The organism is Streptomyces sp. NPDC029836, assembly GCF_055574495.1.
In genome coordinates this window covers 72515-98553 of sequence record NZ_JBVHZI010000020.1, presented here as the reverse complement: position 1 = coordinate 98553, position 26039 = coordinate 72515, and the positions used below count along the sequence as shown (strand labels likewise).

The window sequence follows — 26039 nt, the reverse complement described above, 5'->3', positions numbered from 1 at the left end:
GACGACTACATCCGCATCCCCTACTCCTTCGCCCCGGAGACCGCGGCAGCACTGGTCGACCGCCTCTCGGCAGCCTGGTCCGCACTGTCTCGGAGGCGTGGCTACCCCCATGCCGCAACGTGTCAGTAGGGACGACAGGCAGCAGCAACCTTCGTCGCGCAAGGCACGGTCGCACACGACGCTGAAGCCTGCCCAATTGTTGCGGTAATGCCCCATTCATCACCTCGCAGCGGAGGTTTTCCTCGGCCTCCTATTGAAAACGAGTGTCATAGTCTTATAGAAGTACGGAGTGCTCATCTCACGACAAGTGCTGGAGCGCTCGACGGTCGACGTCAGACCCTTCGCGCTCACCGCACTACGGCATCCCACTGTCTCCACTCTCCTCGCGAACCACCGCGTCCTGCTGGCCGACCTCCTGGACGGCCTGGGGTCACCACTGCACGTCGTGCTGCCCGAGATCTTCGAGGAGAACGTCGTCAAACTTCGGCAGGCGTTCACCGAGGCGGGTGTCACTGCCGACATCCTGTTCGCCAAGAAGGCGAACAAGGCCGACTGTTACGTCAGGTCGGCAGCTGCCCTCGGTGTCGGAGTCGATGTCGCCAGTACCCCTGAACTGGTCAAGGCTCTGGCCGGCGGAGTGCCCGGGCACCGGATCGGGGTCTCCGGCCCGGAGAAGGACGACACGCTGCACGCTCTCGCCGTGCAGCATGGCTGCCTGGTCGCCGTCGACTCGATCAGCGAACTCCGTCGCCTTGCGGCAACCGCGCGGCTCGCGCGGCGGCATGCGAGTGTGCTGCTCAGGTCCCGGACAGCCGGCCAACCCGCAAGCCGCTTCGGGCTGTCCGCCGCCGAGCGTGAGAACGCCGTCGGTCTGTGCGCGGAACTCGAGGATCACATCAGCCTCCGGGGATTCTCCTTCCATCTCAATGGTTACTCAAGCGCGGAACGCGCGACGGCGGCGAACGAGATGATCGGGCACTGTCTCAACGCCAGGCGACGCGGTTCGCTCTCCACCGACCTGGTCAATATCGGGGGAGGGTTGCCGATCCGCTATGTCGAGCCGCGGCTTTGGAACGAGTTTCTTGCGCAGAACGAGCCCGCTCACTACCACGCGACCAAGGACTTCAAGGACTTCTATCCGTATGGCGGGCAGCCCGCTGCCCAGGCGCTGCGCGCGATCATGGCGCACCCGGTCGACGGTGGTGAGAGCCTGTCGGCGAAGGCGGAACGCAACGGTATCCGGTTCATGGTCGAGCCCGGACGGGCCCTGTTGGACCAGGCTGGATTCACCATGTACCGGGTGCAGCAGGTCGACGACCGGCGGGACAGCGACGGGTACGCGATCGTCACCGTCACAGGGAGCAGTTTCAGTCTCTCCGAGCAGTGGTTCAACAGTGACTACCTCCCTGACCCGCTGCTCATGTCGGCCCGGCCCGCCGCCGACGAGACGTTCCCGGCCTGCGTCGGGGGCTCGACCTGCCTGGAGAACGACATCGTGACCTGGCGGAAGATCGGCTTCCCACGGCAGGTACGGCGCGGTGACCACCTGGTCTATCTCAACACCGCCGGCTACCAGATGGACTCCAACGAATCACCGTTCCATGACGCCGCCCTGCCGCTGAAGGCCGTGATTCGGCTTGGCGACGACGGGGCCCCGCCGCGCTGGCAACTCGACGGCATCCAATGAGACCTCGAACGAATCCGATACGACCATCTACAAGGGAGAAGACCCGCATGTCACCGAGCTATGCCCCACCCGGGCGGTTGTGGCTGCTGCCCCAAGCGCAGCAGGAAGGGCTGAACCTCGACCGCCGGCAGGTGATCGCGGTCGTCGAGCGGGCCTACCGCGCCTTGCGCGAAGGTGGCTCGAACAATCCGGTCAAGACGATCATCGACGATCCCGACCACCACTCGCTGAGCTATTCCATGGTGGCCAGGGACGCCGGTAGCGGCACGGTCTGCTTCAAGGCCGTCTATGAGTTCGACCCGCGCCGCAACCGGGACGGTTACCGGTTCCACTCGTTCGTCTTCCTTGTCGACGACACCACCGGTGCGCCCATCGCGCTGATGGACGTGGTGAAGCTCGGACCGCTGCGGTCCTCGGCCACCACTGCGCTGTTCGCCCGCGCCGCCTGCCCCGAGGCACGAACCGCGCTGGTCGTCGGCACCGGCGTGCAGGGGCAGGCGACCCTGCCGATGTTGGTCGCGGCGCTTCCGAAACTGGAGCGGTTGCAGGTGTTCGGCACCTACCCCGAAGGTCTGCGCGCCGTCCAGGACAGCGTCGACGGCCGCGAGGTCGAGATCGTCGAGGATCTGCGGGAGGCCGCCCGAGAGGCGGACATTGTGGTCGGCGCCGCCGGCCTGACTGCCACGGAGGAGGTTCGGCGCGACTGGATGAAGCCGGGCTCGGTCGCCGTACTGCTCGGATACGGCGTGCACGCCGACGTGTGCCACGGCGCGGACTACCGGATCGCCACCGACACCGCCCAGATGCATGCCACCTGCGACGACCTGCGGAGTGCGGACGGCAGCCTGCCGGCGGTGGACGCCCAGCTGCCCGACATCCTGGTCGGCCGGGCGCCCGCCCGACGCCGTCCGGACGACGTGGTCTTCGCCTACAACAGCGGCATGGCGGTCACCGACGCCGCGCTGGGCCGCTACATAGCCGACCTCGCGCTGGCGGACGGGCGCGGGGAAAAGGTCGACTTCTGGTGAGCACCGACATGAACGCCGCGACCGCCGGCACCGGTTCGACCGAGACCGGCGCTGGATGGTGGCTCAAGAACTCGCGGGTCCTGCTCAAACTCGCGTTCCCGTTGATCTTGACCAATTTCGCCTACGTCGCGTTGACCACGGTGGACATCATCATGCTGGGCAGGCTCGGCGCGGTCGAGATTGCCGCCGCAGGCCTGGCCATCGCGCTTTTCAACCAGTTGCGCACCACCGGGACGGGCCTGGTGACCGGGGTCAGCAATCTGGTGGCCGAGGCAAGAGCGCGGCACGACAAGGAACGGATCGGCGCTCTGCTGTTCGCAGGCTTCTTCTGGGCGACCCTCTGCGGCGTGGCATTCTGCGCGGCACTCCTACTCATCGGCCCGCTGCTCGTCCTCCTGGGCCAGGACCCGGCGGTGGTCGACAAGGCGGAGGAGTTCCTGATGGTCTTGGCGCCGGGCATGCTGCCCTGCCTGTGGTTCCAGAACCTGCGGCACTTCACCACCGGCCTCAAGCGGCCCGGCCCGCTGCTGGCCATCACGCTGGCGTCGGTCGGAGCGACCATCGCCCTGAACTACATGCTGATCCACGGCACGTTCGGCCTGCCCGCCTTCGGTTTCGTCGGTGTCGCGATCGCCACCGTGACGGTGTTCCTGCTGTCCTTCGTGGCTTTCGTCGCTCTGATCATGCGCGACAGCGTCCTGCGCCCGTACCTCACCTCGCCCGACGCACGGCGCTGGAACGGGGACGCGGTCCGGTCCGTGTGGCGCCTGGGCCTGCCGATCTCAGGCACCTACGCCTCGGAGGCCGGATTCTTCAGCGTGCTCACCCTGATCATCGGCTCCCTGGGCGTCGAGGCCCTCGCCGCGCAGACGGTGCTCAACCAGATCGTCTACATCGTCTTCATGATCTCGGCCGGACTGTCCCACGCGGCCTCGATCCACATCAGCGAGGCCGGCGGCGGCAACGACTACGTCACAGCACGCCGAATGGGGCTGCTCGGCACCGCCTGGGGCGTGATCGCGACGCTGGTGATCGCCGGCGTGTACCTGGCGATCCCGAACCCGATCGTGTCCCTGTTCCTCTCGGCGGAGCACGACGGAAACGCGGACATCATCGCGCTGACCGCTACTGGACTGTTGATCGCCGCTCTCATGCAGGTCTTCGACGCGATCCAGAACATCGGCAACGGCATCCTGCGGGGCATCGGTGACACCGCCGGCCCCTTCCGGATCTCCCTCGTCGGGTATTGGCTGATCGGCCTGCCCGCGGGCTACCTGCTGGGAGTCGCCGCCGACTGGGGCGTCGAGGGTGTCTGGATCGGACAGACCGTCGGCCTCGCGGTCACCGCCGCCATCCTGCTGGCCGCCTTCCTGCGTCGCGCGGACCGGCTTCACCGGGCGACATCAGGCTCGCCCGTCCCGCAATCGGAGTCCTCATGAACCCAGTCCTCGCAGCCGCTGCGTCGGCCTCCCTGATACGCAAGGAGGTAGCGGGCCTGCCCAGCTACGATCCCGGCGCCGACCCGGCCGAGGTGGCCGTCCTCAGCGGCTCGGACCGCGTCATCAAACTTTCCAATAACGAAAGTCCGTTCGGAGCCTCTCCAGTGGTCGCCGAAGCCGTGCGCAAGGCCCTGGCCGATGGCGTGTCCCGCTACCCCGACCCCACCGGGAGGCGACTGGCCGAGGCCATCGGTAGGAGCCTGGACGTGCCGGCCGAGCGCGTCGTGCTCGGCAACGGCTCGGAGAACATCCTGGAGCTGCTGTGCCGGGCCGTACTCGATCCCGGCGAGCTGGTGGTCACCCAGGCGCCCGGATTCAGCCTGCACGAGACCTTCCCCCGAGTGATGGGCGCCCGCGTCCAGAAGGTCCCGGTCACCGCCGAGTTCGGGTTCGACGTGGCCGCCTGGCGTGAGGCGCTGGCCGCGGGCCCGAAGCTGGTCTTTCTCGCCAACCCCTGCAACCCCACCGGCGCGATGCTCAACGCCGGCCAACTGGAACGCGTTGTTGCCGACATCCCGGACTCGGCCCTGCTGGTGCTCGACGAGGCGTACGGCGAGTTCGCCCGGCCCGACCCGGAGTACCCCGACGGGCTGGAGGCTCTGCGCGCTCTTGACAGGCCGTGGATCGTACTCCGCACCTTCTCCAAGGCCTATGGTCTGGCGGGCGTCCGGGTGGGGTACGGCATCGCCTCCGACTCCGCCCTGATCCGGGCACTGGACCGGGTCCGCACTCCGTACAACGTCAATCACCCGGCCCAGGAGACCGCCATCGCCGCGCTGGGCGACCACGCGCACCTGGCGGACACGGTCCGCCGCACCGCTCTGGAGATCGCCAGGGTCACGGAACGGTTGCGCGACGCGGGACTGGGCGTTGTGCCGTCCTGGACCAACTTCCTGTTCATCGACACCGGCCGCCGTTCCGACGAGGTCGCCCACGAACTGCAACGTGTCGGAATCATCGTCAAGGCGTGGCGCGAGCCGGGATACGAGACCTACATCCGCGCCTCACTGTCGACCCCCGGGGACAACGACGTCTTCGTACGGGCTCTGACGGAGATCTGCGTGAAGGAGAAGCCATGATCAAGAGCAAGATCTCCGATTTGATAGGGCGAACACCCCTGATCAAGCTGCCCATCACGAACGGCGGGGCAACCGTCCTGCTGAAGATGGAGCAATACAACCCCACCGGCACCGCCAAGATCCGGATGGCCAGGAACATGGTCGACGAGGCGGAGGAAGCGGGGCTGCTGACCCCCGGCGGATGGTTGGTCGAATCCACCTCCGGCAACACCGGACTCGGGCTGGCACTCATCGCGGCCGAACGCGGATACAAGTTCACTGCAGTGGTGGACAATCACTCCAGCACGGACAAGTTGCGCGGCATGCTCGCCTACGGCGCCGACATCCTCAACGTTGCCGGCGACGCCGAAGGCCTCGCCACCGCCGAACGCGACACCGTGGCCGAGCGCCTCGCGGCCGAGCACGGCGCGTACTGGACGGCCCAGCACCGCAATCAGGGGAACCCCAATGGCTACCGGCCCCTCGCCCGGGAGCTGCACGACGACCTGGGCGACGACATCCACTACCTGTACGGGGCCGTCGGCACCGGTGGTTCCCTCTGCGGCACCGGCCGCTTCCTTCGGGAGCGCATCCCGGACCTGAAGATCATCGGAGTCGAACCGGTAGGGTCCGTCGTCTTCGGCGGCAAGGGCGAGCCCTACCACCAGTCCGGCACCGGCACACCGCAGGGCTCTGAGATCGGCGGCGTCGTCGACTACGAGCTGTTCGACCAGGGAATCAAGGTCAGTGACTCGCAGGCCTTCGAGACCTGCCGCTATCTGGCCAGGAACTACGGCATCCTGATCGGCGGTTCGGCGGGCGGCGTGGTGTACAGGGCCCTGGAGCGGGCGCAAGGCTCTGTGCCGGGGACCATCATCGTGGTGCTGGTCTGCGACGGCGGCGACAAATACCTGGACACCGTGTTCAACGACGACTGGATGGCGGACAACGGCCTGTTCGACGAGCAGGTCGTCCGCCGGCTGGCCGCGATGCTTCGGTAACGCCCGCCCGAACCGACGGCCCGGAACGCCAAACGAGGCCGCTCGGTTTACTGACGTTCCGTACGCAGGGTTTCGAGGCCGCCGCCATGAAACGCGTCCCCCTGCAAAGTGTTCTTCGACCCGATCCCGCCCAGGCAGTCCGCCTGAGCCGCACGGACCCTCCCGCCCCCATCAATGAACTGGTACCTTTCTGCAATGAAGATGAAAACGATAATCATAATGACTAAAGTCTTGGCGATGCTCGCGGTTACCGGATGCACGGCGGACCCGGCTTCCCAAGCCGGCGACCAGGCAGCGGCGACAGGGACGCACGCGAGGACGACCTACCCGCTCACCCTCCAGAACTGCGGCACCGACGTGACCTTCAAGACCCCTCCGAAGAAGGTCGTCACCCTGAACCAGACCGCCGCCGAAATCCTCATCCACCTGGGTGTGGCCGACCGGATCGCCGGATCGGGCTACGAGATCGAGAAGACACCGGACGCGATCGCCGCCCAGTACGAGAAGATCCCGATCCTGTCCGCACCCGGACAGGAGATCAAACACGAGAAGCTGTTGGAAGCGCAGCCGGACTTCGTCTACGGCTCCTTCGCGAGCATGTTCACCAAGGAGCAGTCCGGCGAACGCAAGCAGCTCCACGATCTGGGCGTGCCGACCTACCTGACCGAGTTCGACTGCGCGTTCCACGAGAGCGTGGCCGACGCGAACTTCGAGATGCTGTACGAGGAGTACCGCCGACTGGGCAAGATCATGGGAGTGCCCGCCGCCGGAGACAAGCTCGCGGCCGAGCAGCAGGCCGTGGTCGACAAGGCGGTGGGCGCCGTCAAGAAGCGGGACACCCCGCTGAAGGTGATGTGGTTCTACTCCACCTACGAAGGCACTCCATGGGCAGCGGGCCCCGGCGGCCTTCCGCAGCACATCTCGGAACTCGTCGGTGTCGAGAACATCTTCGCCGACGCGAAGACCAAGTGGGCCGAGGTCAGCTGGGACGAGGTCGCCGCCCGCAATCCCGACATCATCATCCTGGCCGACATGACCCGTGGCGAACCCAACGACACCGCCAAGGAGAAGATCGACCTCCTCAAGAAGGACCCCCTCACCAACAAGCTCGCCGCCGTCCAGGGCGACCGGTTCATCACCATCCCCGGCAGCCACATGGACCCCAGCTACGGCAGCGCGTCCGCCGTACCCCCGCTGGTCGACGGCCTGAACAAGCTTCGGTGACCGGTCGAACACCATGACGACGAATTCACACAAGGCCACCGCGCGCACCGGAGCTCCGACCATCAGCCGCGAAGGGATTCCCGAGCGCCGGCGGCGCACCGCGACGACAGCGCTCTTCCTCCTGGCCGTGGCCGGCCTCCTGGCATCGGTCGTCGCCGCGTCGCTGTTCGGGAGCGCCGACATCCGGCCCCTGGACGTGGTCTCCACCATCCTGCGGCACATCGGACTGGGCGCCATCGCCCCCACGCCGCCCCTCCCGGGGCTGCTGGACGCTCTCATCTGGGAGTCCCGCTTCCCGCGGGTGCTGCTGGCCGCCGCCGTCGGCATGGCCCTGGCGGTCTCGGGCGCGGTCCTCCAAGCGGTCACCCGCAATCCCCTGGCCGACCCCTACCTGCTGGGAGTCTCCTCGGGCGCCTCCACCGGCGCGGTCGCCGTGCTCCTGCTGGGCATCGGCGGAAGCGTCTCCCTTTCGACCGGCGCCTTCGTCGGAGGCCTGGTCTCCTTCGGCCTGCTCCTGCTCCTGCTCGGCGGGGGGCGCATCGCCAGCCCTTCCCGCGTGGTCCTGACCGGCGTGCTCGTGTCCCAGTTCTTCGCGGCGATCACGTCGGTCATTCTCATGGTCGGCGGGGACGCCAACTCCACCCGCGGCTTCACGTACTGGCTGCTCGGCACCCTCGGGGGCGCCCGATGGGAGGGGGTGACCGTCACCGTCGTAGTCATCCTGATCGGGGTGATCGCCGTGCAGTTCTTCGCACCCGCCCTCGACGCCTTCACGTTCGGATGGGACTCCGCCGCCGCCCTGGGGATCAACGTCACCGCAGCCCGCGTCTGGCTGATGGTGCTGACCTCCGTCATCACGGCGGCCGCCGTGGCGGCCTCCGGCGCGATCGGCTTCATCGGGCTGCTCATCCCGCATGCCGTCCGCGTCCTGGCAGGTCCGACGCACCGCACCCTGCTTCCCTTGTCCGCGATCGTCGGTGCCGTCTTCCTGATCTGGGTGGACGTGTTCGCCCGGACGGCGTTCTCGCCCCACGAGCTGCCCGCCGGCGTCATCACCGCACTGCTTGGCGCGCCCGCCTTCGCACTGGTTCTGAAGCGTCTGGAGTCCTGATGGGCCGCATCACCACGACCCAACTTTCCTGGTCCGTCAACGGCCACCGTCTGCTGGACGACATCGAGATGGCGGCACACGACGGAAAGACCGTCGGCCTCCTCGGCCCCAACGGCTCGGGCAAATCGACACTGCTACGCCTGCTCGCCGGACTGCGCCACCCCGACACCGGAACCATCCGCTACGACGACACCAGCCTGCGCGACCTCGGCCGCCGGGTACTGGCGCGACGGCTCGCCGTCGTCGAGCAGGACGTATCCGCTCACCACCACGTCAACGTCCGACAAGTCGTGGAACTCGGCCGCACACCCTTCCGCGGTCGCTTCGACGCCCTGACCGAGCATGATCGCCGAATCGTCGATGCGGCGTTGGAACGGGCCGACATCACCGGCAAACAGGACCAGAGCTGGCACACCCTCTCCGGAGGAGAGAAGCAGCGCACCCAACTCGCCCGCGCCCTTGCCCAGGAGCCCCAGGAGATCCTCCTCGACGAACCCACCAACCACCTCGACATCCGTCACCAGCTCGAACTCCTCGACCTGATGACATCACTGGACGTCACCTGCGTGGTCGCCCTGCACGACCTCAACCTCGCCGCCCGCTACTGCGACCACATCGTCGTACTCGATCACGGACAGGTGGCCGCCGCAGGCCCCCCGGAGGCCGTGTTGACCTCGGACCTCATCAAGTCGGTCTACGGTGTCAACGCCCTCGTCGACCGCGAACAAACCACCGGCGCCCTCCGCATCACCTACCTGGCTGCCACCGCCACGCGAACGCCTGCCACGCTTGCGATGCACCTCAGGCCCCAATAGGGCTCATCGGCTGAGTCGGCGACGGGGCCGACCGTACCGCATGTGAAGCGCGGGCTGACGTCTTGCACAGCAGGACGCCGTGCCACAATGCGGCTTTGCTCCCGGGGCAGCCTGAGACCGTCCACTACCACTTCTGGCGCTGGAATCGGGCAGGAGTCGTCGGCTTCATCCGTGACCAGCTTCGCCGACAGATCCGCACCGGCCAGGGGCGATGCCCCTGGCCCGTCACCTTGATCGTGGACTCACAGTCCCTCAAAGGTGCGGACACCGTCTCCAAGGTCCAGGGCGGGTAGTCGGCGGGCAGCCCGCCACTTGACGCCGTTGTCGCCGAATCGCGCTCTGCACAAGGTGACTTCTCGGGGTGGCGGCCTGGGCGTGACGTCGCATCACATCTGACGCGCCTCACCCTTGACGTGTCTGTATCTGTGGGTTGTATGGCCTCACAGCCATGGCGCGGCGATCTGGTGGCTCGGAGACTGGAGGTGCTGCCGGAGGGACCGGTACGCCGAAAGGACCAGGTGATTGCAGTGACTGGCGACTTCTCCGCGCCGGCCGGGGTGAGCGTGCCGGACTCGAAGCTCGCGCGCGAGGCGACTGAGCTCGTACGGGACAGCACGAGTGATTTGATCTACGACCACTCACGCCGTTCCTACTTCTTCGGCAGCCTCCAGGGACGCAACCGGGAACGCAGCTTCGACCCCGAACTCCTCTACATCGCGGCAATGTTCCACGACCTCGGCCTCGGCGAGCCGTTCCGCCGCAGCGGGCGGCGCTTCGAAGTGGACAGCGCCGACGCCGCCCGCCGATTCCTGCAGACGCACCAGGTGCCGCAGGACAGCATCCGCCGGGTGTGGACCGCCATCGCTCTGCACACCACCCCGGGCATCCCCGAGTTCATGGAACCGGAGGTGGCGCTGCTGACGGCGGGCGTTGAGTACGACGTCCTCGGCATCGGCTACCACGACGTGGATGAGGCGGACCGCGCCGCGGTCGTCACTCTGCATCCCCGCCCAAACTTCAAGGAGCGGATCCTGCAGTCCTTCACCGACGGCATCCGGCCCAAGCCGGAGACCACGTTCGGCAACGTCAAGGCCGACGTGCTCGCGCACTACGTGCCCGGCTTCGAGCGCGGGGACTTCGTACGCACGATCCTGGACTCCCCGTGGGCCGAGTAGCCACCCGCAAGCCGATGGACCAGGTGGTCGTAGTGGTCGCGTTCGACGGCGTGCAGCTGCTGGACGTCACCGGCCCCGTCGAAGTCTTCACCACGGCCAACGCCTTTGGTGCCCGCTACGACGTACGAATCGTCTCCCCGACCGGCACCGACGTGCGCACCTCGTCGGGCGTGCGGGTCGGCGTCGACGGTGCGTTGCTGAGTCTGCCCGCGCGGTTGGATACGCTCGTCGTCCCCGGTCGACGGGACTGGCGACAGGCTGTCACCGAACAGGGGCTGCTCGCCCTGGTCGCGGAACTCGCCTGCCGCGCACGGCGGATTACCTCAGTGTGTGCCGGAGCCTTCGTCCTGGCGCAGACGGGCACACTCAACGGGCGGCGCGCCGCCACACACTGGCAGCTCGCCGCAGAGCTCGCCTCCGCATATCCCCAAGTGAGCGTCGAGACGGACCCGATCTTCGTCAAGGACGGCAACGTCATCACCTCCGCTGGTGTCACTGCGGGCATCGACCTCGCCTTGTCCTTGGTCGAGGACGATCACGGTGCAGACGTCGCACGGGACACCGCACGTGAGCTGGTCGTCTTCATGGCCCGTCCCGGAGGGCAGTCCCAGTTCAGTGCCCGTCAGGCCCCGCGTGAGGCGAAGCACCCGGTGGTCCGGCGGGTGATGGACAGAGTCGGAGCTGACCCGGCTGCCCCGCACAGCCTGAAGTCCCTGGCCGGTGACGTTGGCGTCAGCGTCCGTCATCTCGGCAGACTCTTCCGCGGCGAGATCGGGATGACGCCCGGACAGTATCTGGAATCCATACGGCTGGAGGCCGCCCAAGCCCTCCTCGAAGCGGGCAATGACTCCGTCGAGACGGTTGCTCAGGAGTCTGGCCTCGGCTCCTCGGAAACCATGCGCCGCATCTTCCACTACACCCTGGGCATCACCCCGACCGCCTATCGGGCACGCTTTCGCACCACCGCAACCACCAACCGAACGTGAGCAGGGCACTGAGCGCTTGAGGTGGCAAACCCCGCCAACTCGAGCGCTGCACCAACAAGCTGAAGCAATGGCGCGGCCTGGCCACCCGCTACGACAAGACCGCCACCATCTACCTCGCCGGACTCCGCCTCGCAGCCATCTTCATCCGGTCAGCGAGATGATCCGAAGGAAACGGCCTAGCCGAGGTATGCCTTCGTGGAACGCGCCTCGGTCAGCGCGATCGCTGCGGCCGAGACCAGGAAAGCCGTGATGAAGCCCGCCAGCTGGTTCTGCGCCCCGCCGGTGGCCAAGTCGGCTTGAGCCACGATGCTCCCGATGGCCACACCGGACAGGCCCGCCGGCACCACGAGCAACTGGCTCAGCCGAGGACCTGCCTCGGGGTCACCCGACAGCAGCTTGGCCCCGTTGCGCACCAGGGCCACGCCGAAAGGTATGACGAACGCGCTGAGGAAGACCAACCACCCCACCTCCCCGAATGAACTCAGTCCCCAGACCATTCCGGCCACTCCAGCACACCCCACCACCAGCCCGTACGCGATACCGAGTCCGCCGGCTGCCGTAGCGGTGCCGGGACGTCGCCGTGCAGCAGGACCGGAAGGGCCGTCGCGGCGGGGGGTGGCGGGCGGGTGTGACATGAGCGAACCTTTCTGCAATGACGGGTATCTGATGCTCATCACGCTCTCCGCGCGGCCTCCCGGAAGCGGAGACGTCGGCCGCGCCCTCGCGCAACGGCACCCGGCGGCAGCCGCCGAAGTCCACGGCGGCCTTCGAAACGCTCGCGGCCGACGACGGGGACAGAGACTTTGGGCCGACGCCCGGGCACTGTCAGGTCCGCCGCCTCGCAACGTCCGGTGCAAGTCGGCGTGCTACAGCTCCTTTGCCGGTTCGCACAGGCGGTCAATGGCGCCACGCCGCCACCAGGGTGAGCAGGACGAGGGCGCCGGCCGCCAGTAACAGGCATCCATTGCGCCTGCCCGGGGCGCGCCTTCGGGTCTCGATGTGGCCGGCCGGGGAAGTGCCCGGGTGCTTGCGGGCGTAGTGCTCGATCTGACGGCGCAGCCCCTCGGGCCTGGCGGCCCAGGGCGTCTTGTAGTTGCACTCTCCGCACCAGAAGCGGTTGGCCACGTCGGCTCCTCACCTTCCGCCAGCAGGGGGCGGCACCGACTCCGACAGTGACCCCGGCCGTGGTGTCCGTACAGGTCAGGCACCCGGCCATCCGTGACCGGCGGCCACGGGTAGGCTCGCCGCCGTTCGTACTGGTGGATCAGGGGAGATGCTGGATGGCAGAGGAGCTCGGCACGCTGTTACGCAAGCTGCGCGATGAAGCGAACCTGACGCAGGAGGAGGTGGCCGAACGGTCCGGAGTCAGCGTGCGCACCATTCGCCGCCTGGAGAGCGGCGGATCCACGAACCACCGGATGGGAACGGTGAATCTGCTGGCGGACGCGCTCGGCCTGGAAGAAGGAAACCGCCTGCGCCTGGCGGCTTCTCTCACCGGCTCCTCCACGGCAAGCCACGACGCCGGTGCCCACGGCCCCGGACTTCCGGCACCCGCGCCCGTCCCACCCGCGTGGCCGCCCGTCCATGACGCGCTCGCCGACGCCGCGCAAGAATTGGCGACGGAGGTCCGGCGCCGCTGGCGCCGCGAGGAGGCGCAACGCCGCGTCCACGACCCGTTCCCCCTGCCCGTCCGGTGGGAGCCGGCGCCCGCCGTTCTGACAGACCTGGCGGAGAACATCCAGCGCCTCGGGCCGGGTGAGACTGCGCGAGAGGTGGATCTGGACGGCGACCTGCGGAGCATGGCCGAGGTCTACCTCCGGATCCCTTCCGGCCGACTGGTGATCCTCGGCCGGGCCGGCTCGGGCAAGTCCATCCTCACGATCAGGCTCGTCCTGGACCTCCTGGAAACCCCGGCCCCGCACCGCCGTGTGCCGGTCCTCTTCAGCATCGGCTCCTGGGACCCGTCGACGACCGCACTGCGGGACTGGCTGATCGGCCGACTGTTGCGCGACCACCCGCACCTGGACCGCCGCAGCTCCGGCGGGGCGACTCTGGCCGCCGCGCTGGTCGACGCCGACCTCATCCTGCCGGTCCTGGACGGATTCGACGAGATAGCCGAAGGCTTGCGGCGCGAGGCCCTGGACGCGCTCAACGCGACGTCCTCACCCCTCGTCCTCACCAGTCGGCGCGACGAGTACGCCGAAGCGGTCCGGGCGGCGCACGCGCCGCTCGTCTGGGCGGGGGGCATCGAGCTCACCGACCTCACCCTCGAGGACCTCGCCGATTACCTGCCCCGCACCTCCCGCACCGTCCCGTCCGACGCGAGCGCCGCCAACCGCACTGATGTGCCCCGCTCGACATGGGACGCGGTCCTCACGGAACTGCGCACGCGCCAGAGCCCGGCACACACGAACCTCGCCGCGGTGCTGACCACCCCACTCATGGTCATCCTCGCCCGCACGCTGTACAGCGAGGCGCCCGACCGGGACCCCGCCGAACTCCTGGACGCCACCCGGTTCCCGTCCGTAAAGAGCCTGGACGAACACCTGCTGGCGGGTTTCGTGCCTGCGGTCTACCGACGCCGCGCCCCGGAACGGGACGCTGTCGGCCGACAGCCCAGGGCGCCGTACGCGGACCCGGCTCGGGCCGAACGCTGGCTCGGCTACCTCGCCCACCACCTGGTCCGCCTCGACCGCGAGCGCCAAGACCTCGCGTGGTGGCAACTCGGCGATTCGCTGTCCCGTTCGACGCGCACCATGGTCTTCGTCCTGGCCACCGCCGTGAACATCACCCTGGCCCAATGGCTGGTCGGACTACTGCTCACCCCGCTATCCATCGGCGAACTCCTTCTGCAAGGAAGTCTCATGGGACCCGCCGCAGGCCTCGCCTTCGGAGTCGTCTACGCGATGGCGGACAGGTCCGGCGGCGGAGCGGCGTTCGAACCGACCCGCATCCGGCTGACATTGCGCACCGCGCACGGGAGCCTGGGCCGCCGGCCCCTGCGCACCTTCACCGCTCGGTTCGCACAGGGTCTGATCGGCGGAACCTTCATGGGCATCGGATGCGCCTGCGCTCTTACCCTCGGACGCGCGCTGGCCGCGGGGACATCCATCACCGACCCGCGCATCGTCGAAGGCACCCTGATCAACATGCTGGTCCTCGGGCTGACCTTCGGCTCGGCCGCCGGCCTCGTCTTCGGACTCATGGCGGCACTCGAAGTACCCGTGGACGTCACCGCGGCGGCCACGCCGCTCAGTTTGCTGTCCTCGAACCGGACGACGGCAGGCCGGCAGTTCCTCATCCTGGCTCCGGCGTTCACCCTGGCCATCGCCTTCGGCGGGTACCTGATCGTCCATCTGCTTCAGGGCACCGTGGGACCACTCAACTGGGGAGTCCAGGACAGCCTGTTCATCGGCGCGGTCGGTGGCCTGGGCGGCGCGGCCTCCTATGTACTCGCCTTCACGGCTTGGGGGCAATGGATCGTGCTGGCACGTGTCTGGCTGCCCCTGGTCGGCCGACTCCCCTGGGACCCCGCCGCGTTCCTGGACGATGCCTACCACCGGGGGGCGCTGCGCCAGACCGGAGCCGTGTACCAGTTCCGCCACGTCCGGCTGCAGCACCACCTCGGACGCACGTTCCGCCGCCGGCACCGGGACTTCGCACCGGCCACGTTCCCACCCCCTTCGACCAGCACTTCGTGACGACGGGAACGTGGATGCGGGAGCCTCGGGACCGGCACGGACCGGGGCTTCCCGGACGCCGGTCACCAATGGCCGGTGGCTTGGCCTGTTGACCGGGCGGTTCGGGAGAGCAACATCGGGATGTCCGGCTCGCGGCGGCTCACCGCGCCGCGAGCCTCCTCGACGAAGGGTCTTCCCATGACATCCCGGCGCCTCACCCCACTGAGCGCGGCCCTCGTGCTCACCGCCCTGACAGGCATCGGCGCCGCCCACGCCGCGGCACCGAGCACCACGCCGGCGGTCACCGTCTCCAGCCCCTCGGTTCCCGCCGAAGTCCCCGCCTTCAACAACGGCTACGGTCTGACGCTGGTCCCCGAGGACACGCAGGTGAACAGCCCCACTGACTTCACCCTCACCGTCACCACCCCGCAGCTCTCCGGGAAGCACAGGATCCGCATCCTGCTGCCCACCGCATACGAGGCCGACCCCGGCCGCCAGTGGCCGGTCACGTACTTCCTGCACGGCGGCGGCGGCAACGTGAACGATGTCGCCGCCGCGCCGGCGCTGCACTCGGAGTCGATGATCACCGTGGTGCCGGACGGGGGAATGAAGGGCTGGTACGCCGACTGGCTGATGCAGAACACCGCCGAGGGGAAGGCGAACTGGGAGACCTTCCACCTCACCCAGGTCGTCCCGTTCATCGACGCCAATCTCCGTACGCGCGCCGACCGCGCCCACCGCGCCGTCTTCGGACTGTCCATGGGCGGCTACGGCTCCCTGCACTACGCCCAGGCCCGACCCGACCTGTTCGGCCACACGGCCGCCCTGTCGGGGGGCATCGACTTCGGCATGTGGGAGGTCCGCGGGGCCGTCCTGGCAACCGAGCTCAACCTCGCGGGCGCTTGGTGCGCGGCGAGCACCTCGTCCGGCTCCGGATCCAACTCTGGCGACTGCCCCGGCCACGGACCCTATGTGGACAGCGACGCGATCTTCGGCTCCCCGTACCCGGTCTTCGACGCCGACCGAGTCTGGAAGGCGGTCGATCCGGCCGCGCCGGTCAACCTCGCCAAACTCTCCAACACCGGCATCACGCTCTACACCGGCAACAACGACCTCATCGACGTCCACACCGCTGCGGCCTCCAACACCGTCAAGGCCCGCCTGGACCAGCTGGGTATTCCCAGCCGCCTCGTCAACTACGGCAACGGCGCGTCCCTTGCCCCGAGCTGCAACGGCGGCCACAACTACGGCTGCTGGGCCCCAGCTTTCGCCGACTACGTCCCGCGCCTCGAAGCCGCCTTCGCCGCGGCGGGCTGACCGTCCGGGTCGAAGAACACCGTACTGGCGAGCGGAGGGGGACACCTTGATCAGCATGACGCGCGCCGAAGGTTCCTGGGACAGCTTTCACACCATTTCGACGAACGCAGCAGCTCCGGAAGTCGCAGGTCGACTGTGGGCGAGTGAGGACAGGGGACAGCACGTATGAGCCACGACCAGCCCGGACCGTACGGTCAGCAGTCGCCGCAGCCCCAGCCCGGACCGTACGGCCAACCCGGCCCCTCCGGGCAGCAGTACGGCGGGCAGAGCTGGGGCCTGCCCCAGCAACCCGACCCCTACGGCCGGCAGCCTCCGTACGACGGCGCCCCGGGTGGGTTCGGGCCCCCGCCGCCGACTCCAGAGAAGAAGACGGGCCTGATCATCATCGGAATGGTCGTCGCCCTGGCCGTGATCGCGGGCGGCGCGTACTTCGCGCTCGGCGGCGAGGGCGAGGGCGCCGGTCACGGTCCCGGGGCGGGCGTGGGCACCAGTGGAATCTCGGGCAGTACCAAGGGCTACAAGCTCATCGCCCCGGAGTCGGTGGACGCCTACGAGAAGTCGAGTCCGGGCAGCGCCCCCGGCGAGCTGAATGCCGAGCAGAAGAAGGGGGCCCAGGTTCTCGGAGTGAACAACGCCCGAGCCATGTCCGGCATCTACAACGCACCCAGCACCGACCCCGAGGACCCGGCGACCGTGGGCGGCAGGCGGCTCATCTTCGATGGCCTCTACGGCGAAATCGCCGACCCCGCCATGGCGCTCGACCACTACTTCGCCAACGTCGACAAGAAGGGCCCAAAGGGCGACGGGAAGAGGCAGGGGGTCGAGATGCGGCTCGTCGGAAAGGCCAGAGTGGTGAAGCCCGCCGGCTTCGAAGGCGCGCTGATGAAATGCCAGGATGTGAAGGTCACCCGGGCCAAGGGCGACGGAAGCGCGAAGAGCGTTGACCGGGACTACCAGATCCCGGTCTGCGCCTGGTCCGATTACTCCACCGTCGCCGGGGCCAACGTGCTCCAGTTGGCGCAGCCGATGACCGGTGGCCAGGGCGCCTCGCAGGACGAGGTCGCCGCGCTGACCGCCAAGCTCTACAACACGGCCCGCCACAGGGTCTGACACGCCGTTGGTGGATGGGAGATGAGGGAGAGAAGTATGGGAGTGGAAGAGTTCTTCACGGAGCAGCCGTCCGCTGTCGCAGCCGAGCTCGCGACGAATCATGGTCTGGGTCAGTGGCGGCAGACGTTCGCTACGAAGCAGGGGTGGACGGCGCGCAGGTGGCGGGAGTGGCGTCTGTACATCTACGCGGGCGGGGTGGTCGTGACCGCGCCGACCGGTATACAGGTTGCCTATGACTGGAAGAGCATGCGGGTCGTGCAGTACCTCCGGACCATCAATGGCGGTCAGGCCGACGCCAAGTACGTGCTCATTGATCCCGCGGGAGCTGCTCTGGCCATAGGTATTGGCGGCTTTCCCCTGCTGCGGAAGGAAAGGGAGACGGCGGGTATCACCGAATTGACGCACGGCGCCCCGTTTCCTTATCCCCTCGACTGGGGGCCCCACATCCAGAATGCCGTGGCGCAGACACAACTGCCGGAAGTCCTTGCCCGCCTCGAACGCGGCGAGAGCGTGAACTTCGGACCGTACGAGGCCGGCCGGGCCGGGATCACCGGTCAGACCCGCCGCGGGCGGGCGGAGACGCCCTGGTCGGACATCACCGTGATCAAGGTCCGAGACGGCGCGGTGTTCTTCAACCCCGAGCGCGGAATCCGTGCAGACCCCCATCGCAAGGGCCCGGACTACGCGCAGCTGTGTCAGATCCCCAACGTCGAACTCTTCCTGCGACTCTGCCGCACCCTGAGCCCCGTCAAGGGCTAGTACTGCAAAGGTGCTTGCCGTGACGGTTGGGCAGGTCGGTCGTTGGTCAGGCCATGGGTGGAGAACGTGGGGATGCCCGATTGTGGGCTGGTGAACCGAAGGCTTTGCACGAGCGGTTCGTGCACCGTTCTTCCACGACAGCCTCGCCCTGAGCCCATGGTCATGCGCCACCAAACGATTCCCAATGGAGTTGTCAAGCCCGGCTGGTGACTTGCAGTGAGCGTTTCAGCCCAGCGAGAGAGAGCTTGATGGTGCGGCGGTCTCGAAGGTGCGGCCGTCGCGTATGAGGGCCCATAGGACGTTCAAGCGACGGCGCGCGAGAGCGATGACCCCCTGCTTGTGGCTCTTTCCTTCGGTTCGTTTGCGCTCGTAGAACGTCTTCGGGACGGGACAGCATCGGGCGGCGACCATAGCGGACATGTAGATGACGCGCATGAGGCGTCGACAGTAGCGTCGTGGTCGGCGCATGTTGCCGCTGATGCGGCCGGAATCCTTGGGGACGGGGGCCAGGCCGGCGACACCGGCGAGACGGTCGGGTGTGCCGAGAATGCTCATGTCGCTACCGGTGTGCGCGATGAACTCCGCGCCCAGGACGGGGCCGACTCCGGGCATGCTCAGGATGACCTCGCGTGTGGGTGGTCGTAAAACCGGCCCTCGATCAGGGCATCGGTTTCGGCGATCTCCTCATCGATGGCCATCACCGCCTTCGCCAGTTTCGCCACCACCGCGGCGGCGACCTTCTCCCCGGCAACGGCGGTGTGCTGGGACTCTGCGGCCTCGAGCGCGGTGGCCGCGACGGCTTTGTAATTGCGGACCTTGCGGTTCTTCAGCCACGTCGTGAGCCTGTTGTTGCCGATTCGACGAAGTGCGGCCGGGCTCTGATAGCTGGTGAGGAGTATCAACGCGGCCTTGGAGGTCTTGTAGTCGAAGGCCCGTTCCAGGGCTGGGAAGTACTCCAGCATTCGGGCTCGCAGCCGGTTGATCGTTCTGGTTCGGTCAGCTGCCAGGTCCAGGCGGCGCGAGGTGAGAATGCGCAGATCCACAGCAATCTCATCGCCGCGATGCATCAACTGCAGGTCACGGCGCATGCGGGCTTGGTCAGCGATGACGAATGCGTCCTTCGCGTCCGTCTTTCCTTCGCCCCGGTAGGAGTCGGCGGCGTGGTGGACGGTGCGGCCCGGTATGTATAAGACCTGCTGCCTGTGGTCGGCCAGCAGCGCGATCATCAGCGCGGCGCCGCCGGCGTTGAGGTCGATCGCCCAGGTCACCGGCCCGCCTTCGCTCAGCGCGAGGACGTCGCTGATGAGGTTGAGCAGTGCGGCCTCGTCATTGGCCACTTGCCTGGACAGCTTCCGCTTGCCGTCGACGCCGATCACCACGTCAGTGATGCTCGGCCTTGCCTGCGTCTGTACCGGCCCACAGCGCGAGCACGGCTACCTCCGAAGTCGTTGCGTGCGTTTGTCCCAGCAGTCGACTTCGCCACCGTGTCCTTACACGCGATCTTGTCGCGCGCATCCCAATGAGTGGTCGACCCGTCGCGGGATGCCAGGCGGCCAATCGTTTGAAGCCACCACCGGCTGGAGACACGCAGCCACACCCAGCATCCCTGGGCCTTCCGATCCTACGAGTGACCGGAATCAGCCCAGGAACAACGTAAGGAGACACGACCCCTACCGCGGCCGCCACTTCAAACCCCAACGCCTCCACGCCGACAAGACATACGACGTCCCCCACCTGCGAGAATGGTTACGCGGCAAACGGATCGGAGTCCGTATCGCACGCAAGGGCATCGAGTCATCGGAACGGCTTGGCCGCCGCAGATGGGTGATCGAGCGGACGATGTCCTGGCTGACCGGCTACCGCCGGCTCAACCACCGCTACGAACGCGATCCCCGCAACTACCTGGCCTTTCTCGGACTTGCCGCCGCCATCTGCTGCTTTAAGCAGCTCGCCCGCCTCACCACATAGGACACGGTCTAAGCGGGGTGCGCCTGGGACCAGCTGTCTCGGTGATCAGGGCCACCGCCTCGTCAAGCTTGCCGGCCTCCTGCGGGCTGAGCGTCGGGTTGGCGGCCCGCCGCGTCCTGACCTCCGCAAGGTGTCCCTCTTCGATGCCGCCGAGCTGCCGTAGCAGCGAGGAGAGCACGGCGCGGGCCGCGACGGTGACGGCAGGCATGGTGAGGGCGGCCTGTGCCAGGATCAGTGCGGCCATCGCCGAGTCCAGGCCGGGTGGGCCCTCCGCTGCCGTGGCCCAGTCGATCACCATCGGCCCCTGGGGTGTCAACATCACGTTCTCAGGATGGAAGTCCAGGTGCAGGACCCGATGCCCTGGGTCGGCGGAGAGGCGTGCCGGGATCTTATGCAGACGCTGCAGCAGCTCTGCCAGTATCTCGCCCGCCTGCTCGGGCGTGATCGCGCCGTTGATCAATGCGTCCACCATCGTCGTTCCGGACAGCCGCTGGATCACCAGCTCACCTGCGGCCGGCCCCGGCCAAACCGCGGGAACCGGAAACCCGTGCTCCGCCAGGTATGCCATCACGGCGACCTCACCTGTGGTGTCGTCACCGCCCCGATAGCGGCGCAGCACCCGCCCGTCATCCAGCGCGAACACATCCGCCGTCCGTCCGGCCCCCACCAACTCGCCGATCTTCATGCCGAAGAACCTAGTTGGAGCAAGCCGGACGGCGCTAGATCAACTTGCTGTCGAGTGGCACCCCAGACCCTTGCTCTGCTGGTGCCGAGGGCCTGCCACGAACAGCCATCCCTTGGAATCGATTATCTAGCGGTCGCCGTCTGCCGTTGATTCCCGCGCGCACGGGCCGGGCACCCCGAGGTACACGCTGCACGATGCCGACTGCCGCTGATTCCCCCCAAACTACGGGCCGAAAGTGATGTTGCCTGCGATGCGCAGGCCCCGGTACCGCTGATTCCCGCGCGGACGGGCCGGACGTCTTGAGGCGACGCTCGTCCGCCAGGATGTTCCGCTGATTCCCGCACATACGGAATGGACTTCACCGCACCCAGCCCCGCCATCCACAAAACCCACTGATTCCCGCACGTACGGGACGGACGCCCGCAACCCCGGCTCCTACGGCCACGTCTCCCGCTGATTCCCGCACGTACGGGACAGACGGGGTCCGGCGGTTTCGGAAGGCGGTGATGGACCGCTGATTCCCGCACGTACGGGATGGACGCCATAAATGCGCCCCACCGGTGAACCGTGCACGGCGCGCAGGTCGATGGTGCCGGCGCGGACGGCGTGACAGCGGCGTCGAGAAGCACATTGTCCTGGTTGGCCTTCGGCTGGCCACGGGCCCATGGATCCGTCGATCAGATGTAGCTCCAGGCCGTGCAGCCGCAGTGTCCCGCATCGTGGAGACTGTCGGGCGGTGCAGATAGGATCGTAGGTATGGGAATTGACTGGGAAAACATACTCGGCACAAGCGGGAACGGCCTCAACGAGGCATACGACACGGCGGTCTCCGCGGTCATCTATGGCGAGCCCCCGGAGGACGACCATCAGCCACTCCCAATCGGCGAAGAGACCGACGACACGGACGGCCTGCGCTGACCTGAGGGCGCACACAGAAACTGCCCGATGAGCCGGGCTTTTTGTTGGGCTTGGTCCGCTTTGATGGGTGCCCTGGTGCGTGGATGGCGGCCGGGGCAGGCTAGGTTGCTCGGATGAGTCTCCTTGATGATGTGGCCGAGCGCGACGGCTGGCGGTGCTGGGTGTGCGACGAACCGGTCGATCCCGACGAGTCGGTGAACGACCCGCGGGGGCCCAGTGTCGACAGCCGGACCACCGACCGGAAGGCCAAGGTCGCCGAGCGGCTCGCGCACCGCGGGTGCAATACCCGCAAGGGCGCGGTCAAGGCGGTCATCGCCTGGCCGGAGCGCCTGTACGTGGTCGAACCCGCGCCGCTGATCGCCGTTGCCGACAGGCTGGAGCGAAAGGGGGGTCGTGAGATGGTGGGCCGTTGCCCGACCAGGAAGGACGCCCAGGAGACGGCGGATTGGCTGGTGGACCGGTTCTCCCGACTGGTACCGGGCATGCCGGTGACCGCCGCCATCGAGCCGGGCGGCGGCCAGTTCCTCGTCACCCTGGCAGCCGGCCGCCGCTGACCGGGGACCACCCGCACACACTCGGTCGAGACGCCGCCCACCGGACCACCCGACGCTGCGAAGCCCGGCCGAACCGCTGCCGTGACGCTCGCCCTCAGCGGGTACCTCAGGTGCGACCGGGGACGTGAGAACCGTCGACCGGCCCCTTGGCAGAGGCCGGGCACCGTGTGCGGGCATTCCGGAGGATGACTCCTCTTCCCGGGGGGGGGGTAGCCGCAGGAGGAGGTCGGTGCCGAGAACCCGCGACGGTGACTGCGGTGACGACTGCGTGTGCACGCGCCACAACGCGTCCAGCGGGGACACGTGGGCAACTTCCGTACGGAACGGGTCCGCGGTACCACTGAGCAGGCTGAACCGGCCGTGCGACGGCCAGGGGAAGAACGCGCGCAGGGCCGGCTGCGCGTACAGGGCCTCGGCCGGTTCGGCGTCGCCCGGCCTGATCAACGGCGAGCGTTCCAGGGTCAGCCGCCAAGTGGTCGACACCACCCTTCCAGGAGGTGCCGCGTCCAACGGGGTATCCGCGAGCAACGTCCACTCGCTTCGCGGTTCGGCGATGGACGCGCCGTCACGCCAGGCATGCAAGATCGCGGCAAGCACCGTGAGGTCATCGGTGCTGCCGGGAGCGCCGCCGGTGATGGAAACCGGGTGGGGACGTTGTCGGGTGACCGGGCGTCCGGGCGCTGGGGGTTCAACGGTGATCGGCCGGGTAGGCGGTGGCGACCTGATGAACCGCCAGCGAAAGGTTACTGCTCATGTTGATGGCTCACCCGGCCGTACTTCCCGGACTCGTCGACCGCTACTGGGCGCTGGCCGTGCTCGATGCCGCGGAGGAGGGCTCGCCCGTGCGCCGGGAGATCGAGGCCGTCGAACGGGCCCTGTGCGTGGCCACCGGCACCGGGGACATCCACGCGGCTCTGATCGCCGCGCGTCATCAGCTGCCGGGGGCGGGCATCCTCGACGACTCCGTGCTCGCTCCTCACTGACCCGTTGGAGTCCCCGGCTCCCACGCCTGCCCTCATGAGAGCGGGCCGTTGTGGGATTCCCGGTCGGGTTCGGTGTTGGGAGGGGCCACTTCGCCGGCGGAGCGGGTGCCGGCCCCGGTCCGCCCTGCGGTAGACTGGATCTTGAGCTCGCTACCCTGAACAAGGGTTGTCGGGTCCGGCGTTGGTGGTCCAAGGAAAGACATCCCACTTCCCGTGGGGAAATGCAGGTGCAAGGCCTGCCCAGCGCTCGATCAAGGCCCCGGCCTCCTTCATGGAGACCGGGGCCTTCTTGCTGCTCGCCGAACTCCGGGGTGACTCCGTGCCCGTAGCCGTCGCGGCGGGGCCGCTCACGGGCCGCTCACGGGCCATTCTTCCGCGAGGGCCGCCCGCCGGCCGGAGCCGATCGCCGGGAGTGGTGTTCGCGGGCCCCCGCCGCTTACGCGACCTGGAGGTTGTAGATCACGGAGAGGGAGAACGATCCCGCAGAGCCCTCGATGGTCAGGGAGGCCGTCCCCGCGGGGACCGGCCCCAGCCGGACCCACAGTCCGCAGCCGTGAGTGGCCAGCGAACCCGCCTGCCCGGTCACGGGGTTGCCCTCGACCCCGGTGATCCGGATGGGGGTGGGCTCGATCCGTTCCACGGCGACCTCGGCCGTGCCGAGTCTGACGGTGCCCTTCGCCTCGGCCAGCCGTGCCGAGCACTCGGCCTTCGTCCCGGTGAAGTTGAGCAACGGGAAGACCACCGGGCGTTCCGCCGGGATCGAGCAGCGCCGCTCGGCCCTGCCGCCGAAGGTGCCCGCGAGGAACCAGGCGTCGGTGGGCTGGTTCTGTGCGCAGAAGCTGCCGTCGGGGTCGGTCACCGGATTGGAGTCCTCCGGGCTGGAGGCCGCCCAGCTCCACCACCGGCTCTGGAGCTCGCCGGTGCTGAGCTCGGCGATGCCGGGTTGCGGCTGACGTGCGACTTCCGCGGCGTCGGGCGCTGTACAGGCACCGACCAGCAGGGCTGTTGCCCCGAGTAGAGCGAACGATCTTCCTATGCGCATCCCGGGAGAATACGTGCCGTCTCCCGGAGTGCGGCACGCAGGACAGTGCTTCCGGCACCTCCGCCGTCAACCCACCGGCCGCTGCCGTTCTCGCCGCCGTCGCTCGCGCCCTCCTGCCCTGGCACGCCGCCCCGAACCCGTCGCCCGCAGCAGCGGTGGCACGGTGACCAACGAGCAAGGCCTCACCTTCCCCGAGGTCCGGCTCTGTCTGCCGGACGCATGAGCACCACACCGTGGTACCGCTGCCGCCGAGGCACTACTGGGGGCGGCCCGAGTGGAGGGCCGCCAGGCCGCGGGCGTGGTCGAACGCTGCCACGGCATCCTGTGCGTCGGTCCAGGGTGCCGCTCCGCACCACCCGCCGATGAGCCGGAACTGCGGCAGAGCCTCCGCGTACCGGCCCGTCTTCACGAGCACGGCGGCGTACAGGTGTCGTATCGCGGGAAGCCGCCGGTCCTCCGGGTCGGCCTGCGCCAGGTCGGCCCGAATACGGGCGAGCATGGGCTTGGTGGCCCAGGTGCGGTAGGCCGCCTCGCCGTCCTGGAGGGCTGCCTCGTGCACGGCATGCAGGTAGATGCCCGACATCAGGCTCCCGGCCGGAGCCGACGTCGCCGCCTGCTTGGCGAACTTGAACATCAGCTGGTGGGAGCCGTACCACTTCGCGCACCAGTACTGGAGGGCCTGCCAATGCGCGTCGTAGTGCTGCGGCGCACGGCTCGTGAGCTCGCTCCACAGCTGACGGAACTCGTCGTGGGAGAGGCCCAGGCCGCGCGCGGCGGCGATCATCGTGACCCACGGTGAGGGGTCGCCGGGTGCCAGCCTGGCCGCCTCGTGGGCGGCGTACATGGCGGTCGGCAGCAGCTCGCCGAACATGGCGACCTGCGCAGCGGAGGTCTGCTTGATGTCCTTCTCGCCGCGCGCCGCCCAAGCACGGAGCAGCAGGGCGTGGGCGTGTACGACGACGGCGTCGGCGTCCTGCGGCCGCTCGGCACGCCAGACGCGCAGCCAGCGCTCATCCTCCACGGCCACATCCGCGAACACCTCGACGAGCCGCCAGCGCTCCGCCCAGTCCTGGTGTTCAGCGGTGTCCGCGAGGAGTCCGGCCGCGGGTTCCCACTCGCCGTTGAGGGCGGCGTCGACGGCGAGGCGCAGCGCGGGCTCGTCCCGGGGCGGGCCGGAGCGCCGGCCGTCGAGCTGCTCGCGGGGGACGAGGCCGTAGGCGGAGGCGTCGAAGTGCCGAGCCCTACGGTTGCGGACGACGAGGCGGGTGGTGTGGACGAGCGCCCAGAGAAGGGTGGCCAGACCGACGGCAGAGATGATGTTGGTGAGCACAACGGGTCATCATCCCTGGTCAGGGTCACGGTAAGCGCACGCTGCGGCAAAGTACCGGACTCGTTTTCGGTCCCGGAGCCACCCGCTCCTCTCCGACGTCCGCGGGCCA

At 68.2% G+C, this 26039-nt stretch carries 22 protein-coding genes and 4 pseudogenes; 19 read left to right on the top strand and 7 right to left on the bottom strand.

What is annotated here, in order from left to right:
- Positions 1-289: 289 nt before the first annotated feature.
- The 11 genes and pseudogenes from ACZ4XJ_RS34165 to ACZ4XJ_RS34115 all read left to right on the top strand — a co-directional run.
- Positions 290-1687, top strand: coding sequence for an alanine racemase (locus ACZ4XJ_RS34165; protein WP_468498455.1), 1398 nt, complete (start codon positions 290-292; stop codon positions 1685-1687).
- Between the two features lie 47 nt (positions 1688-1734).
- Positions 1735-2715 (top strand): ornithine cyclodeaminase, encoded by a 981-nt coding sequence (locus tag ACZ4XJ_RS34160; RefSeq protein ID WP_468498454.1) that lies wholly within the window; start codon positions 1735-1737, stop codon positions 2713-2715.
- Positions 2712-4154: an MATE family efflux transporter gene (locus ACZ4XJ_RS34155; protein ID WP_468498453.1), complete on the top strand. Its 1443-nt coding sequence runs from the start codon at positions 2712-2714 to the stop codon at positions 4152-4154. The genes ACZ4XJ_RS34160 and ACZ4XJ_RS34155 overlap by 4 nt, the downstream gene beginning before the upstream one ends.
- Positions 4151-5293: a histidinol-phosphate transaminase gene (hisC, locus tag ACZ4XJ_RS34150; RefSeq protein ID WP_468498452.1), complete on the top strand. Its 1143-nt coding sequence runs from the start codon at positions 4151-4153 to the stop codon at positions 5291-5293. The genes ACZ4XJ_RS34155 and hisC overlap by 4 nt, the downstream gene beginning before the upstream one ends.
- The gene (locus tag ACZ4XJ_RS34145) at positions 5290-6273 is read left to right on the top strand and encodes a PLP-dependent cysteine synthase family protein (protein WP_468498451.1); all 984 of its coding nucleotides are present in this window, start codon (positions 5290-5292) and stop codon (positions 6271-6273) included. Before hisC ends, ACZ4XJ_RS34145 begins: the two co-directional genes overlap by 4 nt.
- 219 nt (positions 6274-6492) lie before the next feature.
- The gene (locus ACZ4XJ_RS34140) at positions 6493-7497 is read left to right on the top strand and encodes an ABC transporter substrate-binding protein (protein ID WP_362877943.1); all 1005 of its coding nucleotides are present in this window, start codon (positions 6493-6495) and stop codon (positions 7495-7497) included.
- 13 nt (positions 7498-7510) lie between these two features.
- Positions 7511-8608 (top strand): FecCD family ABC transporter permease, encoded by a 1098-nt coding sequence (locus ACZ4XJ_RS34135; protein WP_362877942.1) that lies wholly within the window; start codon positions 7511-7513, stop codon positions 8606-8608.
- On the top strand, positions 8608-9423 hold the full coding sequence (locus ACZ4XJ_RS34130; protein ID WP_468498450.1) for an ABC transporter ATP-binding protein: 816 nt from the start codon (positions 8608-8610) through the stop codon (positions 9421-9423). Before ACZ4XJ_RS34135 ends, ACZ4XJ_RS34130 begins: the two co-directional genes overlap by 1 nt.
- Before the next feature lie 527 nt (positions 9424-9950).
- Entirely contained in the window at positions 9951-10598 is a 648-nt protein-coding gene (locus ACZ4XJ_RS34125) for an HD domain-containing protein (RefSeq protein WP_468498460.1), read from the top strand.
- A 32-nt stretch (positions 10599-10630) separates the two neighbouring features.
- The gene (locus tag ACZ4XJ_RS34120) at positions 10631-11584 is read left to right on the top strand and encodes a GlxA family transcriptional regulator (protein WP_468498449.1); all 954 of its coding nucleotides are present in this window, start codon (positions 10631-10633) and stop codon (positions 11582-11584) included.
- A gap of 20 nt (positions 11585-11604) precedes the next feature.
- Positions 11605-11745 (top strand): annotated as a pseudogene (locus ACZ4XJ_RS34115) (IS5-like element ISMt1 family transposase); the annotation flags it as partial.
- Between the two features lie 15 nt (positions 11746-11760).
- Here the strand turns inward: ACZ4XJ_RS34115 and ACZ4XJ_RS34110 are convergent.
- Both ACZ4XJ_RS34110 and ACZ4XJ_RS34105 read right to left on the bottom strand, forming a co-directional pair.
- The gene (locus ACZ4XJ_RS34110; protein ID WP_362877938.1) at positions 11761-12042 is read right to left on the bottom strand and encodes a hypothetical protein; all 282 of its coding nucleotides are present in this window, start codon (positions 12040-12042) and stop codon (positions 11761-11763) included.
- Positions 12043-12481: 439 nt separating this feature from the next.
- Positions 12482-12709, bottom strand: a complete 228-nt coding sequence (locus ACZ4XJ_RS34105) for a hypothetical protein (protein ID WP_362877937.1) — start codon at positions 12707-12709, stop codon at positions 12482-12484.
- Positions 12710-12864: 155 nt separating this feature from the next.
- Between ACZ4XJ_RS34105 and ACZ4XJ_RS34100 the strand changes: the two genes are divergently transcribed.
- From ACZ4XJ_RS34100 to ACZ4XJ_RS34085, 4 genes are all read left to right on the top strand, one after another.
- Positions 12865-15285 (top strand): helix-turn-helix transcriptional regulator, encoded by a 2421-nt coding sequence (locus ACZ4XJ_RS34100; protein WP_468498448.1) that lies wholly within the window; start codon positions 12865-12867, stop codon positions 15283-15285.
- A 177-nt stretch (positions 15286-15462) separates the two neighbouring features.
- Complete coding sequence (locus ACZ4XJ_RS34095) at positions 15463-16581, top strand: alpha/beta hydrolase (protein WP_468498447.1); 1119 nt, start codon at positions 15463-15465, stop codon at positions 16579-16581.
- Positions 16582-16746: 165 nt separating this feature from the next.
- Positions 16747-17691 (top strand): hypothetical protein, encoded by a 945-nt coding sequence (locus tag ACZ4XJ_RS34090; protein ID WP_468498446.1) that lies wholly within the window; start codon positions 16747-16749, stop codon positions 17689-17691.
- A gap of 42 nt (positions 17692-17733) precedes the next feature.
- Positions 17734-18450, top strand: a complete 717-nt coding sequence (locus ACZ4XJ_RS34085) for a DUF6585 family protein (protein ID WP_362877933.1) — start codon at positions 17734-17736, stop codon at positions 18448-18450.
- Between the two features lie 225 nt (positions 18451-18675).
- Here the strand turns inward: ACZ4XJ_RS34085 and ACZ4XJ_RS34080 are convergent.
- Positions 18676-19881, bottom strand: a pseudogene (locus tag ACZ4XJ_RS34080) (IS110 family RNA-guided transposase).
- A gap of 228 nt (positions 19882-20109) precedes the next feature.
- Here ACZ4XJ_RS34080 and ACZ4XJ_RS34075 point away from each other — a divergent pair.
- Positions 20110-20418: pseudogene (locus ACZ4XJ_RS34075) on the top strand (transposase); the annotation flags it as partial.
- On the opposite strand, the gene ACZ4XJ_RS34070 reads toward ACZ4XJ_RS34075, so the two are convergent.
- The gene (locus ACZ4XJ_RS34070) at positions 20408-21103 is read right to left on the bottom strand and encodes a phosphotransferase (protein WP_468498445.1); all 696 of its coding nucleotides are present in this window, start codon (positions 21101-21103) and stop codon (positions 20408-20410) included. The pseudogene ACZ4XJ_RS34075 and the gene ACZ4XJ_RS34070 overlap by 11 nt on opposite strands.
- Positions 21104-21859: 756 nt before the next feature.
- On the opposite strand from ACZ4XJ_RS34070, the gene ACZ4XJ_RS34065 reads away from it, so the two are divergent.
- The gene (locus tag ACZ4XJ_RS34065) at positions 21860-22021 is read left to right on the top strand and encodes a hypothetical protein (protein ID WP_468498444.1); all 162 of its coding nucleotides are present in this window, start codon (positions 21860-21862) and stop codon (positions 22019-22021) included.
- A 113-nt stretch (positions 22022-22134) separates the two neighbouring features.
- Entirely contained in the window at positions 22135-22575 is a 441-nt protein-coding gene (locus ACZ4XJ_RS34060; protein ID WP_468498443.1) for a hypothetical protein, read from the top strand.
- 270 nt (positions 22576-22845) lie between these two features.
- On the opposite strand, the pseudogene ACZ4XJ_RS34055 reads toward ACZ4XJ_RS34060, so the two are convergent.
- A pseudogene (locus ACZ4XJ_RS34055) lies at positions 22846-23058 on the bottom strand (DUF6193 family natural product biosynthesis protein); the annotation flags it as partial.
- 269 nt (positions 23059-23327) lie between these two features.
- Here ACZ4XJ_RS34055 and ACZ4XJ_RS34050 point away from each other — a divergent pair.
- Entirely contained in the window at positions 23328-23558 is a 231-nt protein-coding gene (locus tag ACZ4XJ_RS34050; RefSeq protein WP_281207236.1) for a DUF5133 domain-containing protein, read from the top strand.
- Between the two features lie 436 nt (positions 23559-23994).
- On the opposite strand, the gene ACZ4XJ_RS34045 is transcribed toward ACZ4XJ_RS34050, so the two are convergent.
- Together ACZ4XJ_RS34045 and ACZ4XJ_RS34040 are read right to left on the bottom strand one after the other, a co-directional pair.
- A complete protein-coding gene (locus ACZ4XJ_RS34045) occupies positions 23995-24600 on the bottom strand; it encodes a signal protein (RefSeq protein ID WP_468498442.1) in 606 nt (201 codons plus the stop codon).
- Between the two features lie 256 nt (positions 24601-24856).
- Positions 24857-25930, bottom strand: a complete 1074-nt coding sequence (locus tag ACZ4XJ_RS34040; protein WP_468498441.1) for a DUF4034 domain-containing protein — start codon at positions 25928-25930, stop codon at positions 24857-24859.
- Positions 25931-26039: the final 109 nt, after the last annotated feature.

What these genes read in the sequence shown, in the direction of transcription:
- ACZ4XJ_RS34160 (WP_468498454.1), top strand. Translation starts at nt 1,735, where the DNA reads ATGTCACCGAGCTATGCCCCACCCGGGCGGTTGTGGCTGCTGCCCCAA.
- hisC (WP_468498452.1), top strand. Translation starts at nt 4,151, where the DNA reads ATGAACCCAGTCCTCGCAGCCGCTGCGTCGGCCTCCCTGATACGCAAG.
- ACZ4XJ_RS34145 (WP_468498451.1), top strand. Translation starts at nt 5,290, where the DNA reads ATGATCAAGAGCAAGATCTCCGATTTGATAGGGCGAACACCCCTGATC.
- ACZ4XJ_RS34140 (WP_362877943.1), top strand. Translation starts at nt 6,493, where the DNA reads ATGACTAAAGTCTTGGCGATGCTCGCGGTTACCGGATGCACGGCGGAC.
- ACZ4XJ_RS34135 (WP_362877942.1), top strand. Translation starts at nt 7,511, where the DNA reads ATGACGACGAATTCACACAAGGCCACCGCGCGCACCGGAGCTCCGACC.
- ACZ4XJ_RS34130 (WP_468498450.1), top strand. Translation starts at nt 8,608, where the DNA reads ATGGGCCGCATCACCACGACCCAACTTTCCTGGTCCGTCAACGGCCAC.
- ACZ4XJ_RS34100 (WP_468498448.1), top strand. Translation starts at nt 12,865, where the DNA reads ATGGCAGAGGAGCTCGGCACGCTGTTACGCAAGCTGCGCGATGAAGCG.
- ACZ4XJ_RS34095 (WP_468498447.1), top strand. Translation starts at nt 15,463, where the DNA reads ATGACATCCCGGCGCCTCACCCCACTGAGCGCGGCCCTCGTGCTCACC.
- ACZ4XJ_RS34090 (WP_468498446.1), top strand. Translation starts at nt 16,747, where the DNA reads ATGAGCCACGACCAGCCCGGACCGTACGGTCAGCAGTCGCCGCAGCCC.
- ACZ4XJ_RS34070 (WP_468498445.1), bottom strand. Translation starts at nt 21,103, where the DNA reads ATGAAGATCGGCGAGTTGGTGGGGGCCGGACGGACGGCGGATGTGTTC.
- ACZ4XJ_RS34065 (WP_468498444.1), top strand. Translation starts at nt 21,860, where the DNA reads ATGGGAATTGACTGGGAAAACATACTCGGCACAAGCGGGAACGGCCTC.
- ACZ4XJ_RS34060 (WP_468498443.1), top strand. Translation starts at nt 22,135, where the DNA reads ATGAGTCTCCTTGATGATGTGGCCGAGCGCGACGGCTGGCGGTGCTGG.
- ACZ4XJ_RS34050 (WP_281207236.1), top strand. Translation starts at nt 23,328, where the DNA reads ATGTTGATGGCTCACCCGGCCGTACTTCCCGGACTCGTCGACCGCTAC.
- ACZ4XJ_RS34045 (WP_468498442.1), bottom strand. Translation starts at nt 24,600, where the DNA reads ATGCGCATAGGAAGATCGTTCGCTCTACTCGGGGCAACAGCCCTGCTG.